The sequence below is a fragment of the Cohnella luojiensis genome (assembly GCF_004564235.1).
Lineage (GTDB): Bacteria > Bacillota > Bacilli > Paenibacillales > Paenibacillaceae > Cohnella > Cohnella luojiensis.
Genome location: NZ_SOMN01000025.1, coordinates 18,360 through 35,163, shown reverse-complemented (window position 1 = coordinate 35,163; position 16,804 = coordinate 18,360). Strand labels below are relative to the sequence as shown.

Sequence of the window (16,804 nt, the reverse complement as noted above, 5' to 3'; positions counted from 1 at the left end):
CTTTATTTTTGGCCGAGGGTTCCCTCGCTTGCTTTAGGAATTCCAGAGGTATATTCCTTCGTATCCAGCGACTTCTCCTCGATCACGCGCCCGTCAGATCCTATCGCTTGAATGTTTATTGGGTTACCGGCTGATTCAGGCAAGTAAGCGAACCATCCAATCTGCTTTTCGGAGGGGAATGCCGTCGCTTCAACTTTGAATCCTTGCCGCCCCGTGATCATCACCTTCGTTGCTTCACCTACAATCGTACCATACAATATTGGAAATGGCGTTCGGGTATGCAGAAAAACGTCCGGGCTTGGATGATATTCAAAGAACAGAGACATACGGCTGTTACCGTAGGATGCGCTCATACCTCCGCCATGAATCCATTTCCACCCCCAAATAGTCTTGCGCATGTATTCGACGGAAATATCCGTTTCGTTTTCCTTGAAGAATCGTTGGTAGAACACGAGGACGCCATCGCTCACCGGGACGACATGCTGGACATCCATTTGACCCGCTGGAAATCGTCTGAAATTCTCCACCGCATGCTGTACGTCGAACCATTCTGTGGATTGCGGAATCGTAGCCTGCTTGATATCGGAGCGGCGATCTTCATAGAAACCGTATATCCCGCTCGCAATAAGCATGATCAACACGGCTGTTGCGATGGTTATAGACCAAATCAACTTTCTTTTGGATCTTCTATGGATTGAACCCTTCATAATCGCTTGTAATTGGGAGATGCTTGGCGCAGCTTGCCGTATAGGTCCGTCCGCCAATCTCCCGTACCATTCCGGTCGAATGGAATCGCTCATCTCACAACTCTCCCTTCAGCCTTTGAATCATTTGGCTTCTCGCTCGATTCAGCCTCGATTTGACCGTCCCCTCGGGGAGGCTTAGCAGCTCCGCTATCTCTTTAATGGACATGCCATACTTCGCTTCCAGAATAAGCACCTCACGCATTTTAACGGGGAGTTGGAAGATGTACTTCCATATTTCATTAACTCTTTGCCGCTGCATAAACTCCGCTTCGGCCGATGCCGTTTCACGGCTGGCAACAACATCCCCCATTAATACTATCTTGCGAAAAAAAGCGGAGCGTCTATGATTAAGCGTCAGATTCCGGGCAATCCGAATTAACCATGTACGATAAGAGGACTGCCCTCGAAACGACGAAAGCGAACGAAAAGCTCGGATAAACGTCTCCTGGGTAAGATCGTCCGACGTATCTCGATTACGAGTCATCATATATACGTAATTCCATACATCGCTCCAGTGGGCGTTTATCAGATGCTCGAGCTGCCCATCCTCCAGAGCCATCGCATCCATTAGATATTCCTCATCCAACCGATTCACCTCATGCAAATAGACACCATAGGAGCTCGAAAGTTCCATTTTACGCAAAAAAAACATCCCCGTGCGGGGATGCTCTAATCTGTCTACCTTAGCAGATACAAGTCTTTTTCTTTTTGCCGGTCTTGCCCATCTGCTCGATTTTCTCGATATACTCGGTTGCGAGAGGGACTTTGCACGCGGTCTGGCCCATATTAACGCTGACCTTTCCGATCTTCTCCGCGATTCTGAACGCCTCGCCGACTAGCGGAACCACATAGGCCCCTACTGCGATAATGAAAGCATTCATGTTATACCTGACCCGATTCCGCTCCTCGTGGATGCCGTCTTCGATACGACGCATGAGAGCGCCAATCTCCTCTAAATCCAATTGGTTATCAGGCGTGATCGAAATATAATTCGCGTACGTACTCCACCCGCAAGTCGCGATCTGCTCGTCCGGGGATTCGATCCACTCTCGGGCTAGCTCGACCGCATAGGGACTTTCCGCGGCTATCCATGCCACGGTGTACTCCGAAATCATGTGCCAGTAAGCCTGCTTTACCCACTCTTGCAGCATTTCCTTAGTGGCCGTCTTTGGATCCACGGTTAAACCCGCCAAATACATCGCGTCGCTATTCCCCGTTGCGTAAAGCGCTCGCGCCACATCCTGATTCTTCTTCACGTCCTTGACCAGCTTCTTCATGTCGCCGACTTTAACTCCGAAGAAAGGCTCTTGGGCACCATGACGAAGAAAGGTCATCTTCGTCTGCTCGGTGCCCATTTCCTTCAGCTTATCCATCACTTCGTCCAGCGTAATCGTCATCTGAACCTCTCCGTTCCTTACAGGCTTGCAACCAGAATACTCTTCACATCTTCCTTCGTCAGCTGCCTGAAGGAGCCGATCGGACCGAATTGAGTGGCCTCTTCGGCCATGCGGTCGAGATGCTCGTCGTTAATGTCCAGCTCGCCGAGCGTGGCCGGTGCGCCGATCCGCGTGAAATACGCGCGGGTCGCCTCGATGCCTTCCAGAGCGATTTCATCGTCGCTCTTGCCGCTCGGGTCGACGTTCCATACGCGTACCGCGAATTGCACGAACTTGCCAACCCGCTCTTGGTAAACGTACTTCATCCAATTCGGGAAAATAATCGCCAAGCCCGCGCCGTGAGCGATATCGTAGATCGCGCTCACCTCGTGCTCGATCCCGTGCGTAGCCCAGTCGGGCGTCACGCCGGTAGGAAGCGTTCCGTTTAAGGCATAGGTGCCGGCCAACAGCAGATTAGCCCGGGCATCGTAATCGGTTCCGTCGGCGATTGCCTTCTCGCCGTTCTCGATGACCGTGAGGAGAATCGATTCCGCGAACCTTTCTTGCAACGGGATGTCCGTCGTCAAACTGAAGTATTGCTCGAAAACGTGGGACATGATATCGACAATGCCGTTAACCGTTTGGTTCGCGGGCACCGTATAAGTTAGCTTGGGATCCAGGATCGAGAATTTCGGATAGACGAGCTTACTGCCGAATGCCCGCTTCTGTTTCGTCTCCCAGTTGGAGATGACGGCATTGCCGTTCATCTCCGAGCCGGTTGCTGCGAGCGTCAATACCGTCCCGATCGGCAAAGCCTCTTGGATGATCGCCTTGTGCACGGTGAAATCCCATACGTCACCATCGTACAAAGCACCTGCCGCGATCGCTTTCGCCGCATCGAGGACGCTGCCGCCTCCGACCGCGAGAACGAACTCTATTTTTTCCGCGCGGCATATTTCGATTCCCTTGTTCACCGTCGTCAGCCGCGGATTCGGTTCAATGCCCGAAAGCTCGCGGACCGTTGCGCCTATCCCGTTCAGTTGGAATAATACGTCGTCGTAAAGCCCCGATTTCTTGATGCTTCCTCCGCCGTATACGAGCAGGATCCGCTTACCGTATGGTTGAACTAACGCGCCTAACTGTCCCACTTTGTCCGCTCCGAACACGATCTTGGTTGGGTTGTATAATTCAAATGCGTTCATGCTCTTATTCCCTCCTAGGCACAATAAGTTTACGTTCTGATCCTTAGTGTACCATTCTCGGGGAGGACTAGCACATTCGGGTGAGTTTTCAGAAAAAAAGGGGTGCGGTAACAAGGGAAATTCAGTTACAATAGTCGATAAAACGTGCCAGAGGGATGCAGATGTTCGCCGTACTCGCTTTTTTGGAAGGATTTTTGTTTTCTTTATCGCTTTGCTTCGACCTTGGAATGGTGAACGTCGCCATTATGAAAACCGGAATGGAACGAGGCTTCAAGCCCTCCTTCATGATCGGATTCGGGTCTTGTTTCGGGGATTTGTTCTATCTCTCGCTCGCTCTGCTCGGGGTTAGCGTTATTTTCGAATACGCGGTCGTAAAATGGATCATGTGGATCGTAGGCTCCGTCGTGCTGTTCTACCTTACTTACAAGATGCTTAGGGAGACGTGGCGCGCGAAAAGTCTGGATACGGACCAAACCGTCGTCGTGGAGCGCCCTCTATTCCGCGACTGGGTAGCGGGGGTGGGTTTGGCCATGGCTTCGCCAACGGTCATCGCTTGGTTCGCCTTCGTTGCCGGCCCCATCATCGCAGGCTCGAACATCAAGGAACAAGGGGGTTTAGCGTACTTTATCGCCGGATTTTTCGTTGCCGGATTGGCCTGGTCGTTCACCGTTGCCTGGATGAGCAGCTTGTCCGGTGCTTTCTTCAAGAAATCGATGGTCAAGGTACTCTCATTCTTGTCCGCACTGCTGTTCCTCTACTTCGCCATTAAAGTATTTTACGGCGGACTGACGGATATTCTGGATTAACGGGCTCAGGGAGAAACCTTTGGAAACACAGACGTACAATCATAGGCATGGCTTCAACGCAGGATGAACGTTTCATAGTCCAGACGGTCAAAATGACCGTCTCAAATGCGATATTGGCTGAGTGAACGTGTGAGGTGGTCAAAATGACCGTTTCGGCGTGCAAATTGAAACATCGATGCCTAGTTTGGGCGTCAAGACGGTCAAAATGACAGTATCAAATGCGATATTGGCACAGTGAACGTGTGAGGTGGCCAAAATGACCGTTTCGGCTAAAAAAAACTTCTTCGCCTAAACCGGCAAAGAAGCTTTTTCTCCTTTTTGCAGCTGGTACATCTTGTAGTAACGGCCGCCGAGTGCCATGAGCTGATCGTGATTGCCGCGTTCGACGATCTCTCCGCGATGCAGCACGAGAATTTGATTCGCGTCTCGGATCGTGGACAACCGATGCGCGATGATAAGCGTCGTCCGGCCTTCGCTCACGACCTTGAGCGCTCGCTGGATCAAGCCTTCCGTCTCGCTATCGATGCTGGCGGTCGCCTCGTCGAGAATGAGGATGGACGGGTCGAATGCTAGCGCCCTAGCGAAGGAAATGAGCTGCCGTTGGCCCGAGGAAAGCGTGCTGCCCCGTTCCACCACCTGCTCGTCGTAGCCGTGAGTAAGCTGTTCGATGAAGGATGCCGCACCGACGTCCGCCAGCGCTTTTTTCACCCGGTCTATCGTGATCTCCTCATTGTACAGGCTTACGTTGAACTTGATGTCTCCTGCGAACAGATACGGATCCTGCAATACGATGCCCATATGCTTGCGTAAAGTCTGCTTCGAGAAGGAGCGAATATCGGTTCCGTCGATGGTGATCTTGCCTTCGCCCGGTTCATAGAAGCCGAGCAGCAAGTTGATGATCGAGCTCTTCCCGGAGCCCGTATGGCCGACTAACGCCACCGTCTCGCCTTTGCGCGCCTCGAAGGAAATGCCTTTAAGAACATTATCCCCTTCATTGTAGGCGAACGTAACGTCATCGAATTTCACTACGCCCTGCGGTCGGCTGATTTGTCCGGCGTCTTCCACGTCCTTGCCTTCCATGTCCAGAATCGCGAATACTTTATCCGCGGAGACGAACGCTCTCTGGGCATTGGTAAGCTGGTCGAAAATTCCGATAATCGGATGAAACACGCGGCCCAAGTAATCGATAAACGCGTAGAACACCCCGAACGAAAGCGTGGCTTCTACTAGCGAAGCTTTACCGAAATACCAGATGACGAATGCCGTGACCAGGCTTCCGATCGTTCCCACGATATTACGGGAGGATAGGGAGAACACCCGGAATTGCTTGACTTGGTTCACGTACCGGTCGTTGTTAAGGACTTCGAACTCTTCCAGCATGTGCTTCTCCCGGCGAAACGCTTGAATGATCGGCATGACGGCGATCGATTCGTTAATCATGGCGTTCATGTCGCTTAACCGGGCGCGCATGATTGTAATGTATTTCTTCGAATATTTCAGGTGGACGTACATGATAATCGCGAATAATGGCGGAAGCATCAAGGTGTACAAGGCCAACTGCGCATCCAGGATAAATAACGCCGTGAAAATACCGATCAATTGAATGAAGCTCACGACGAAGGTGGCCATGAAGCTCATGAACAAATCGCGGATCGCTTCGGTGTCGTTGGCGATTCGCGAAACGACCTGCCCGATCGGCGTGTTGTCGAAGTAACGGAGCGGTATGCGCTGGATATGCCGCATGAGATCCATTCGCATGTTCTTGATAATTCTTAACGCCGTCGATTGCAGAATGTAAGATTGCGTAAAGTTACTGAAGCCTGCCAGTAAGAGCAATCCGATAAAGAGGGCAAGCAACCCAAGCACGGGTTCTATTTCGTTGGTTGGATTCGAGAGATGCTGATCGATGATCGTCTTAATGATATAGGGTCCGCCAAGCTCGGCGCCTACCGCGCAGCACAGTATCGCGATCGCGCCTATAATCCGGTATTTGTAGACGAGGGCGTAGGAAAACAGCCTGCTCGACGTTGATCGCGTGGGATTCATAAGGGCCTCCTTCTTCGGGTGGGCTTAATCGATATTATTCCTCTAGACTTGCTTCCATTTGCTGGCGCTCCCACTGCTCCTTGTACCAGCCTCCGAGCTGCATCAACTGCTCATGCGTTCCCTCTTCCCTGATCCGGCCACCTTCGAGCACGAGAATCCAGTTGGCATGGCTGACCGCGGACAACCGGTGAGTCGTGATCAATGTCGTCTTGCCGGTACGCTCTTGCCTGATCTGATGAATGATCCGGCTCTCGGTTCTGGCGTCAACGGCGGACAAGGAATCGTCCAAGAGCAGGATTTCCGAGTCCAACAACAATGCGCGAGCAATAGCTAACCTCTGCTTCTGTCCTCCGGACAGCATAACGCCGTTCTCCCCGACTATCGTATCCAGTCCTTCCGGCATCTGGGCGATATCCTGCGTGAAGGATGCCATCTCGATCGCGCGCGCTATCTCTTCCGGAGACGCCCCCGGCTTGCCTAGCGCGATATTATCGCGGATGGACTTCGATAGCAGCAGATGTTCCTGCGGAACGTAAGCCACCCAACGTTTCATCTGGTCTATGGCTATGTCTTCAACGGGAACATGAGAGAGGAAGAGCTTCTCCCGGTCGACCGGATATTGTCGAAGCAGTTGCTTCAGAAGCGTACTTTTCCCGCTGCCGGTCTTTCCGACGATGCCAAGCGTCTCCCCTTGACTCATCCGGAACGAAACGTTAATTAAGCTAGGTTGATTCGCTGTCGGATAGGTAAACGTTAGTCCCTTCATCTCTATCGAGGTCGGGACTTCGATATGCACGGGGTCTGGCGAATCCTTCAGATCCGCTTGCTCGGCCTGGACGGTCTGCAACCGGTCGGCCGAAGCGCTTCCCCGCTGCAGGACGTTGATGAATTCGCCGAATGAAATCATGGGCCAGATCAGCATCCCAAGATAGATGTTGAAGGAAACAAGCTGACCGAGAGATATCTCGTCATGGAATACCAAGTAAGAACCATATCCGATTCCGATGCAATAGCTGATCCCAACGATGATCGAGATCAGAGGCTGGAATAACGCATTCACCACGGATACCCGTTTATTCTTATTCATTACGTCCGTCGTCATCCGATCGAAAGCCCGAAGATCATGGTTTTCCTGCACATAGGAACGAATGACGCGTATGCCGGAGATGGACTCCAGTACGTGATCGTTCATGCGGCCGAAGGATTCCTGCGCAGCCATAAAGCGGACCCGCACCTGGTTGCCGAGCTTACTGATGACCAGTACAAGGAGCGGTAACGGCACCAAGGCGGCAAGCATCAGCTTCACGCTGATGAAGGTGGACATCATCACGATGACGACCGAGGCGCCTACCAAAGTATTAACCAGCGTCATGACGCCATATCCAGCCGTCTGTCCAATCGCTAGTACGTCGTTGGTGGCCAGAGCCATCAATTGACCCGTGCTGTTGCGCTGGAAGAAAGCCGGCGTCATTTTCGTGAGATGCTTAAGCAGCCTAGACCTGAGAACCATCTCGATGAGAATGGAATTACCGAACAGGGTCGTAATCCATATGTAGACCATGAGGTACATGATCAAAGCCAAACCGACGAGCAGAAAAACGGATTGGTTTAATCCCGAGGACGTTAACGTTCCATCCTTAATTTGATCGATCGTCTTCCCGATGAGTTGCGGCGGGATCATGGATAACAAACTAACTGCGGTCATTAGGCAGATCGCGACTGCATAACTCCCCCATCGTTCCTTGAAAAACCACTTCAATCGAAGCACGAAAGACATGACGCTCACCTCTGTTCCTTTTTTCCAATTTCAATCGTTACTACCTGATTTTACAATTCCATTCGAACCGCGTCTACGTTAAAAAGTAACATCTATTATCGTGGTCCCACCGATTGAGAGCAGGGGATTTGTTCATTATACCAAACAAACGTTCGCGTATGCATGCTATTTTCTTAATAATTTACGGAATACGTTTGAATTCACCGTGACTAGAAGAACCTCGAGCGACGAGCCCGAGGTTCTTCTTCTATTGAGCGGATAAGCTCGTGTTATTCTTCGGCTTCGGAGTAATGCTCTTGGCAGAACGCGGCCAGCGCCGCTTCCTCTTCGGCCTCCATGTCGAGGTCGAGATATTTGCCGGTCGACTTCTCGATGAGATCGTAGTTCACGATGCTGCCTTGTTGCTCCGCGTCTACTTTGTAAACTGCCTTGATGGCAATTCCGTTAGCGGAGTATAGTTCATCGTCCTCCTCGAGATCCAAGTCGAGCAGAAACTCGTATCGCTTCCCCGACAGGATTTGAAAAGGATCCTTAACCAGCTCCACGCTGTATTCGGTAATCGTAAGCATATTCTCAATCCTTCCTGTTCCGCATCCATGAACCCATTATACACGGAACCCGCGGCGGCGACGAGGAGCCTTGTTGGCGTTGGCTTATCGCTTTTGGCGGGGTGGCTCGATGGCTGTCATCGTCGCAGCGGGCGGCGGGTGAAAGTAGTCTACGTTCAGTAAGCTGAAATCTAAGTGGAAAAAGTACACTTAGTTTCCCGAGTTTGTGCCGATAAATATGATTAGTTGCATAAAGTGCAGTTATTTCGACGTAAAATTCCGTATCTCGGTCGCCGTGGCTAATCTAGATGCACATTTTCCACTTAGACTTACCGTGACGGGTTTCTCGTCATTTCTTACTGCCATTTTTACACTTAGATCAGTGTAGGGGCCTCATCCCCCGTCCCTCACCTGAGCAAGCGGGATAACTTCTTCTCCGTGGGGATTCAAGGAGACCTAAGTAGTAACGCTTCCCTCAAACTAAAAGCCGTTTGTCCCATCCATCCCTTAGGAGGGGTCAAACGGCTTGAAACCGTCTTAAAGCAGAGTCTTCCGATGCTCATGCTCGTACAGATCCGGTCGGCGGTCATAGAAGGGCGCTACAGAGCCGCGTTCGCGATTCTCACGGAGCCTGTGGAAGTCGATTTCGACCAGTACCGTCATGTCCTCGTTAACCTCCCCGATCTGCAATATGCCATCCGGCGCAAACGGGAGGTCGCACGGCGTGAACACTCCGGCTTGGCAATACCCCGTATCCACCTGAGGACGATCCTCGGATAACGAGCCAACGAGACCGCTAAGAACGACAAACAGCTGGTTCTCGATGGAACGCGCCTGGCAGCAATGCCGCACGCGGTGGTATCCATAGACGCTGTCGGTATAAGAAGGACATAGAATCAGTTCCGCGCCGCGAAGCGCGGCGGCCCTCGCCAGTTCGGGAAACTCGATGTCGTAGCAGGTCAAGATCGCCATCTTGCCCCATTCCGTCTCGAATACGTTGAGGTCGTCGCCCGCGACCAAAGGCCAGCGAATCTGCTCCTCCGGGGTGAGATGCACCTTGCTCTGCGTTTCGACCCGGCCGTCCGGGAAGAAGAGAAACGCCATGTTTGCGTATTCGCCGTCGTCTACTTTGCAAATATGCGTCCCCGCTTGAATGACTATGTTCCATTCCGCGCTTAACTCTCCGAAGAAGCGAGTATATTCCTCCGTCAATTGATCGAGATAATGACAAGCTTCATCGTGCAGCATCGAAGGCTCTAAGCTCAGCAAGTGAGCGGTCATGTATTCGGGGAATACGATCATCGAAGCACCGCGCTCGGCAGCCTCTCGTACTTTTAATCCGATTCCATCCCAGAACTCTTCCTCGGCTCGAATATCCGTAAGTCCGTATTGGGTGGTGGCCATCATCAGTTTTTTCATATGCACCTCTGTATGTTTAAGAGCGAATTTGCAAGGAATAAATGTCGGTTCTTCGGTCCTTGAACGACAAGGCGTCGTTGGATTTACGATACCGCTCCAGCGTCTCCATGTCTACCTCTGCCATGATGACCGTTTCCGTGTTCTCGCTGCACTCCCCGGCGATGCCGTCGCGCGGGAACGAGAAATCCGCAGGCGTATAGATGCCGGACTGGGCGTACTGAACGTCCACGTTATCGACGTGGGTTAAGTTTCCTACCGTTCCGGAGGTGACGATGAATACTTGATTCTCGATCGCCCTCGCCTGCGCGCAGTACTTCACCCGAAGGAACGTTTGTCTATCCTCCGCGTTGAAGGGTACGAAGATGATCTGAGCCCCCTCCTCCGCTACGATCCGGGACAATTCCGGGTACTCGATGTCGCTGCTGAGTTGGATCGATATTTTGCCGCAATCCGTTTCGAACACGCCCAGCTCGGAGCCCCCGTTAATGCCCCACCACTTGCGCTCGTTCGGTGAAATATGCAGCTTGTATTGCTGCTCGATCGTGCCGTCCCGGCGAAACAGATGGGCGACGTTGTAAATACGGTTATTGTTCTCCACGAAGTGGGAGCCGCCCACGATATTCACGTTGTATTTGACCGCAAGCTCCGAGAACAGCTCCATATAGTTGGTCGTAAAAGTCGTCAGCTTCCGGACGGCCAAGCTCGGAGAGCGCTCATCCAAGAAGGAAAGCAGCTGCATCGTGAAATTCTCGGGAAAGACGGCGAAATCCGATTTGTAGTCCGAGGCCACGTCGACGTAATGCTCGCATTGCGTGGCGAATTCCTCGAAGGAATCGATCTTCTTCATCATATACTGGACGACGCAGATGCGGACGGGGAACGACATTTTATAATGCGTTTTGTTGATGCTCGGCCTGTATTCGATATTATTCCATTCTAACAGAGCCGCAAAATTCTTGGAATCCGCATCGTCGGACAAATAGTTGGTGATGATCCGTTTCAGAGTGAAGCCGTTCATCATCTGGAAAGTAAGCACCGGATCGTAGATGTTCTGCTGCAGCACTTCCTCCGCGTACTCTCTCGGCGTCATTTTATCGCTATAGTTGTGATACCCCGGGATGCGTCCCCCAACGATAATGCTCTTCAGATTAAGCTTCTCCGCCAGTCTCTTCCGCGCCTCGTACAGCCTTCGGCCGATCTTCATGCGGCGGAATTCCGGGTGCACCATGACCTCCATCCCATACAAGTTCCCGCCCCGGGGATTATGGTTGCGAATGTAGCCTTTGTCCGTAATTTCCGAATAGGTGTGCTGCTCCAAGTAATCGTCGAAATTCACGATTAGGCTGGAACAGGAACCGATAATATCCCCTTCCGATTCCACGCAGATTTGCCCTTCGGGAAAATAGCGGATATGGCTCTCCAACTGGTCCTTCTTCCATGGACTCATGTTCGGGAAGCAAATTGTCTGCAGCTCGATGATTTTATCGAAATCTTCGCGTTCGATGTTGCGGATAATGACCTTTTTCTCAAACTGAGAGATTTGATCGGTTGTCATAGAGAAAGAGACCCCTTTATGAATCGTTTATCTTTATTGTACCCAATTGTTTCTTATCGCTATTATCGCGCTGTAGCCGTTTTGTAATCTTTTGCGGGATCGGTGCGGCTGCGCCCCTCGTATTAACACTTTGTTTGGCGAATCGGCACTTCCTTTGTCAGCGTCGCAGGGGGCTGGGAGTCGACCTAGAATAAGTAAGCAACACTTGCGAATGGAGTGATTGCCGTGAACGTGAAAACCATGAAAACAAAGGAAGCATCCGAGCTTCTGGGCGTCAGTCAAACAACCGTCAAAAGATGGGCCTCTCATTTTCCCCCTTCCTTTCCGAAGGACCGCCTTGGCCACTATGTTTTCTCGGACAGCGAGATCAGTCTGCTTCTATATATGAAGGAACAAGTCGACAAGGGAAGCTCCTTAGAGCAGATCGTTCTCCCCGAACCCGACGTTGCCGAGCCTATTCGCAAGCCCGAGATAGTGTCATTTTCCCTGGATGAAAACGAAGTGTTCTCACGAATCCGCGAAGTCGAGCGCTCGCTAACCCAGAAAGCCGATGAAGTCGTGTCCGCGCAAGTGCTGCAGCACCGCTCGGAATTGGACGAGCTGCGCTTGATGGTCGCCCAGTTGGCCGCTACCGTCGAGAACTTGCAGGGGAACGGCGTCAAATCGACCTTGCCGCTAGATGAATTCCGCTTTCCGGCCATGGGCGAAATCTCTGCTCCTGCAAAAAAACGCGGTTTTTTCCGCACATTCTTCTAAAAATCGACGAAAACCATTAACTTTTTTCCGCCGTTCTCGTCTAATAAGTAACCAAAGAGAACAGATTGCGAAATCGGTCTTAGCAGGCGGGGATGGGGATCCCTCCTGCTCGGATCATCCCCAAGCGCCTCTCGTTTCTGAATTGGAAAGAGAAACCATGGAGGAACTTGCGATGCGGGGAAAACCGAATAGAAAAACCAAAAAACGTGCCCTTCCGGGTATGCTTGTCTTCATCATGCTCGCTTTAAGCTTATGGGGCTTATCCATGAGTCAGGAATGGAGTCTGAACGGGCTGATCGGAGGAGCGGTATTCGCGGATACGACCACTCCGACCGAAACTGCTTCTCCGGCACCGACGGTTCCGCCTACGGAATCGAATGCTCCAACAGGAACGGCACCGTCAACGGAATCAGAAACTCCAACGGAGACTGCGGAGTCAACGCCTCCTTCGGCTCAATCTACTGCGCCCCCGGTGACGGATCCTCAGGAGACGAACCAAGACAAGTATCAGGGACGCAAGCTCATCGCCTTAACCTTCGATGACGGTCCCGACAGTAAGTACACGCCTCAAATTCTCGATATCCTGAAGAAATACGACGCCAAAGCCACCTTCTTCGTCGTCGGTCTTCAGGTCGCGAAAAATCCGGATGTCGCAAGACGCATCATTAAAGAAGGCCATACGATCGGCAATCATTCATGGTCTCATAGCGACCTGACGAAGTTGTCCGAAAAGAAACTGAAAGCGGAGATCGAAAAGACTCAGCAAGCAGTGGTAAAAGCGACGGGGATTGCTCCCGAACTTGTACGCGCTCCATACGGCGCCTATTCGGATAAGGTGTTGAAGTCGATTCGCTTGGAGCATATGAAGCATGTCTACTGGACCGTGGATACGAGAGATTGGGCCGGCACCTCAGTATCGGATATGCGCAAGAACGTGCTGACCAACGCTCATAAAGGGGGCGTCATTCTCATGCACTCCTTCGGCGGCCGCAAGCATGCGATCGAACATACGATAGAGCTGTTGCCCTCCATTATTGAAGAGTTGGGCGATAAGGGCTATGAGTTCGTTACGGTCGAGGAATTGATCGAATCCGGACAGTTCCATTCTTCGATTATTAAGTAACCTTACAACGCGAAGGCTAATCAAGATACGTCTGCCACAAGGATAGGATATCGCTGCTCATTACTAGACCGCAGGCGTAGCCTTGCGGTCTTTTTTGCGCGCAAAAACAGGGGTGAGAGCAAATTTTAGTACTGCTCAGGCACGTTGAGCCCCGAAGAGCGATGTTTTGCACCGTATTTGAAGCAATGATGACTGTTAAAAGAGTTGATAAAGATGTTTTTCATCGCTGTCGGCGCATGATTTTACAAGAAGAGAAATATATTCACCCAATAACGATGATATGAACCGTACTTTGAGCTTTGACATGGTTGTATCCCATGAATAACGATGCTTTTCATCGCTGTTCGACACTTATGAAAACTAGAGGGAGCTGAAGGCCTATTTTAAAGCTGAAGTATCTTTTCAATAATGTAAGTTTAGCCGAAATGATTTTAGGAAATTGGGATTTCGATAGAACGTCATTAGAACTGTTTCAATATTACCGAATATCATCGAATGCGATTTATCCGTTTCGATTCGAAGGTAAAACTCGACTACTAAGATTTGCCCCCATCGCGGAAAAGCTTAAAGAGAACGTTCAAGCGGAACTGGATTTTATCGCTTATCTGCGATCTAACCAATATGGGGCATTGGAGTCCGTGGCGTCCATTAACGGGGAGGAGCTCGTTGAAGTGCAGACTCCATAGGGAGGGTACTATGCATCCGTGTTTAACCGAGTGTCCGGCGAACAGATAAACAAAACCGATTTCAGCGATCGCGTTATTTTCAGCCATGGCAAGGCCTTGGGAAAACTTCATTATTTGTCGAGTTACTATACTCCCGATTCGCACAAAAGATGGTCATACAGCGATGTTCTATTTGATTATCCACTGGAAACCGCGGCATTAGCAGAAGCACGATTACTTCAAGACTACTTCTCGACTATACCGATCACCAACCGTAATTTCGGTCTTATTCATTATGATTTCGAATATGACAATGTCTTCTACGATGAAGCGACAGACTCTTGTAACGTCATTGATTTCGATGATTCGATGTATCACTGGTATGCGATGGATATTGAACAAGCGCTCGATAGTTTGCAGGACTATTTGCCGCCGGAGATGTTCGAGTTTAAAAAACGATGTTTTATGGATGGTTATTCTCACCGAATTCGAAATTTCGGATGATATCGAGTCTATCTTACCCGCATGCAGGCGTTTCGCGAATTTATACGGGTATACGCGGATTCTGAGAGCCATGGCGGAACAATGGGCTAATGAACCTGAGTGGTTAATCCGCTTAAGAGAGAAGTTATCGCAGAATTTGAGAAATAGATCGAATAGCTTTGGGACGAACATATAGAGCCAATAGGTCAGAAAGAGGCTATAGCTAGCCATTCCTTATTGCTTAGGGCTTGGCTAGCTATTTTTCGATTCTCCTCGGTTGTGCCGAATAAACATAAACTTTGGTCCGATAGAGATCCCCGCAGGTGATCACTCTCTCCGGCTGCCAGCCCGGCAACGCGAAGCATACGCTGATCACGAAAGCATCGGACCTGAGCTGTTGCTGAAGCATTGGACTCAACCGATTCATCGCCTCAGGGTATAGATAACAGACGACCATGCTTGCTTCCGAATAGGAATACCGATAGATATCGCCTCGTTGAAAAGATACCGAAGTCCGCGATGAATCAGAAGAATCCCTCCTCGCTTGTACCCCGAAAGTCAGCCAAGCCAAGATCTTCGATATCCCCAACGGTAACGTTGAGTTCTCGATCCCGACCAGTCGCCAGCCTCGGCAATATCGGCCAATGTGAATTCCGAGCGTCCCCCAACCCGAGCCAGCCTCCACGATCAACCCTTTTTCCGAAAGCCGATGAATCTCCGCCACTACCGCCCGACGAACCGGTGCCGATGACGGCATAGGAGAAATCCCGTTCATCCAGCTGCGATGGACGATAGACGCCAAGGCTAGCAATAGTATGGCTACTAAAGAGAACGACATGATCTCTTGGAGATGATTTCTCATATCGCTCTCTCCCCTCCTATGAGCAGAACTAGGAATGTGTCCCTTTATTATAGGCTAAACAAGTAACCATTTCCCGGATGATTCAAGCTTAATTAAACGAAGGAACTTTGCTAACTCCGTCGGCCACTGAAATATCGTGCCAAGATAGAAACGAAGGAACTTAGCTAACTCCGCCCTCCGCAGGCATATCGAGCCGAGATAGTAACGAAATCTTACTAACTCTATCCGTCGCGGGCAAATCGAGCCGAGATAGTAACGAAATCTTACTAACTCTGTCCGTCGCTGGCAAATCGAGTCGAGATAGTAACGAAATCGTACTATCTCCGTCCGCCGCGGGCGAATCGAGCCGAGATAGTAACGAAATCTTACTATCTCCGTCCGCCGCGGGCGAATCGAGCCGAGATAGTAACGAAATCTTACTAACTCCGTCCGCCGCGGGCGAATCGAGCCGAATTAACGGAGGAACTTAGCTAACTCTGCCCTGGCTGACGCAACCAAAGGGTCTACCCCACCGTCTGAATAGGTAAAGGAACGAGAGGATGTATACCTTATGAATCGATATATCTCCCTTTTCTGCATACCGCTAATGTTGGCGTCTTTGCTCATAGCCGGCTGCGGCGCTAGACCGGAAGCGGGTACCAGCGGCAACGATGATCACACCATACAACCGAAGCTCCAAGAAGAAATACCCGCAGGCACCACGAATCCGCTAACTGCTCCGGGTCAAGTCCGGGCTTTTCTGGAGTCGAAGGATATCCCTCATGGCGATATTTATTTGCAAGACGGCTTGCTCTATATCAACGTCGTCGGGCTCACCGAAGAAATCGAACACATAATCGCTGAGAAATACGCTGCTGGGACATACCAAACCGTGGACGTAACCTATACGCTTAAAGAGTTAGAAGCCGCTCAGCAGCAGCTGTTCGATCAAAAGCTGTACCAGAAGCTGAATATGTACTCCTCCGGCATCGACGTCATTAAGAACAAATTGACGATCAGTATGCCCGATACGAGCGAAGCCGAAGCTAAGCCGGAGATCGAGAAGCTAATTGATCCCGATATGATTTCTTACGATATTCAGCCGCTGAGCGCGAAGCCGGATGTCGTAGGGACAATTGTAGAAGTTGATACTACGGGGAACCGCATTCTGATCTTGGCGGACGGCGAAGAAGAACCGAGCTACTATTTCAGTTTCTCGGAGCATTCCGAATTGTTTGATGAAGCCGGCGAGCCGATCGTTTACGGCGATCTGAAGGAAAAGCAGAAGGTCCGTCTCTGGTTCGGCGGTGCGGTAGCAACATCTCTTCCGGCGCAGGCCATGGCGCGGAGGCTGGAAATCGTAAGCCAGGGCAAATAACACAAAAGGAAACGAAAGCAATAAAACGGTTGCTTTGGCAACCGTTTTATTTGCTCGTTTAGGGAGACTGCCTCTTACATTTC

The 16,804-nt window shown here is 50.9% G+C and carries 15 protein-coding genes; 5 read left to right on the top strand and 10 right to left on the bottom strand.

The window, feature by feature from the left end; all coding sequences use genetic code 11:
• Positions 1-2: 2 nt before the first annotated feature.
• The 4 genes from E2980_RS15995 to E2980_RS15980 are packed head-to-tail and all read right to left on the bottom strand — an operon-like array spanning position 3 to position 3,324.
• A complete protein-coding gene (locus E2980_RS15995) occupies positions 3-800 on the bottom strand; it encodes a hypothetical protein (protein WP_135153175.1) in 798 nt (265 codons plus the stop codon).
• Position 801: 1 nt separating this feature from the next.
• Positions 802-1,380, bottom strand: coding sequence for an RNA polymerase sigma factor (locus E2980_RS15990; protein WP_240703056.1), 579 nt, complete (start codon positions 1,378-1,380; stop codon positions 802-804).
• 49 nt (positions 1,381-1,429) lie between these two features.
• Positions 1,430-2,137 carry a DNA alkylation repair protein gene (locus E2980_RS15985; RefSeq protein WP_135153206.1) on the bottom strand — a complete coding sequence of 236 codons (708 nt, stop codon included), beginning with the start codon at positions 2,135-2,137 and terminating at the stop codon, positions 1,430-1,432.
• Positions 2,138-2,160: 23 nt separating this feature from the next.
• Positions 2,161-3,324: an iron-containing alcohol dehydrogenase gene (locus E2980_RS15980; RefSeq protein ID WP_135153173.1), complete on the bottom strand. Its 1,164-nt coding sequence runs from the start codon at positions 3,322-3,324 to the stop codon at positions 2,161-2,163.
• A 161-nt stretch (positions 3,325-3,485) separates the two neighbouring features.
• Here E2980_RS15980 and E2980_RS15975 point away from each other — a divergent pair, with 161 nt between their 5' ends.
• Positions 3,486-4,130, top strand: coding sequence for a LysE family translocator (locus E2980_RS15975; protein WP_135153205.1), 645 nt, complete (start codon positions 3,486-3,488; stop codon positions 4,128-4,130).
• A 288-nt stretch (positions 4,131-4,418) separates the two neighbouring features.
• Here E2980_RS15975 and E2980_RS15970 read toward each other — a convergent pair whose 3' ends face one another.
• From E2980_RS15970 to E2980_RS15950, 5 genes are all read right to left on the bottom strand, one after another.
• Positions 4,419-6,176, bottom strand: a complete 1,758-nt coding sequence (locus E2980_RS15970; protein WP_135153172.1) for an ABC transporter ATP-binding protein — start codon at positions 6,174-6,176, stop codon at positions 4,419-4,421.
• Positions 6,177-6,210: 34 nt separating this feature from the next.
• A complete protein-coding gene (locus E2980_RS15965) occupies positions 6,211-7,953 on the bottom strand; it encodes an ABC transporter ATP-binding protein (RefSeq protein WP_135153171.1) in 1,743 nt (580 codons plus the stop codon).
• A gap of 269 nt (positions 7,954-8,222) precedes the next feature.
• Positions 8,223-8,522 carry a DUF6509 family protein gene (locus tag E2980_RS15960; RefSeq protein WP_135153170.1) on the bottom strand — a complete coding sequence of 100 codons (300 nt, stop codon included), beginning with the start codon at positions 8,520-8,522 and terminating at the stop codon, positions 8,223-8,225.
• A gap of 516 nt (positions 8,523-9,038) precedes the next feature.
• The gene (locus E2980_RS15955) at positions 9,039-9,920 is read right to left on the bottom strand and encodes a carbon-nitrogen hydrolase family protein (protein ID WP_135153169.1); all 882 of its coding nucleotides are present in this window, start codon (positions 9,918-9,920) and stop codon (positions 9,039-9,041) included.
• A gap of 16 nt (positions 9,921-9,936) precedes the next feature.
• On the bottom strand, positions 9,937-11,475 hold the full coding sequence (locus E2980_RS15950) for a bifunctional GNAT family N-acetyltransferase/carbon-nitrogen hydrolase family protein (RefSeq protein ID WP_135153168.1): 1,539 nt from the start codon (positions 11,473-11,475) through the stop codon (positions 9,937-9,939).
• A gap of 225 nt (positions 11,476-11,700) precedes the next feature.
• On the opposite strand from E2980_RS15950, the gene E2980_RS15945 reads away from it, so the two are divergent.
• The 3 genes from E2980_RS15945 to E2980_RS24745 all read left to right on the top strand — a co-directional run bounded on the left by E2980_RS15945 (position 11,701) and on the right by E2980_RS24745 (position 14,523).
• Positions 11,701-12,231 (top strand): MerR family transcriptional regulator, encoded by a 531-nt coding sequence (locus tag E2980_RS15945; protein WP_135153167.1) that lies wholly within the window; start codon positions 11,701-11,703, stop codon positions 12,229-12,231.
• Positions 12,232-12,403: 172 nt separating this feature from the next.
• On the top strand, positions 12,404-13,354 hold the full coding sequence (locus tag E2980_RS15940) for a polysaccharide deacetylase family protein (RefSeq protein WP_240703054.1): 951 nt from the start codon (positions 12,404-12,406) through the stop codon (positions 13,352-13,354).
• A 704-nt stretch (positions 13,355-14,058) separates the two neighbouring features.
• Positions 14,059-14,523: a phosphotransferase gene (locus E2980_RS24745; protein WP_240703053.1), complete on the top strand. Its 465-nt coding sequence runs from the start codon at positions 14,059-14,061 to the stop codon at positions 14,521-14,523.
• Positions 14,524-14,758: 235 nt separating this feature from the next.
• Here E2980_RS24745 and E2980_RS15930 read toward each other — a convergent pair whose 3' ends face one another.
• The gene (locus tag E2980_RS15930) at positions 14,759-15,364 is read right to left on the bottom strand and encodes a class I SAM-dependent methyltransferase (protein ID WP_240703052.1); all 606 of its coding nucleotides are present in this window, start codon (positions 15,362-15,364) and stop codon (positions 14,759-14,761) included.
• 550 nt (positions 15,365-15,914) lie between these two features.
• On the opposite strand from E2980_RS15930, the gene E2980_RS15925 reads away from it, so the two are divergent.
• Positions 15,915-16,721, top strand: coding sequence for a DUF3221 domain-containing protein (locus tag E2980_RS15925; RefSeq protein WP_135153166.1), 807 nt, complete (start codon positions 15,915-15,917; stop codon positions 16,719-16,721).
• The last annotated feature ends 83 nt before the right edge of the window (positions 16,722-16,804 follow it).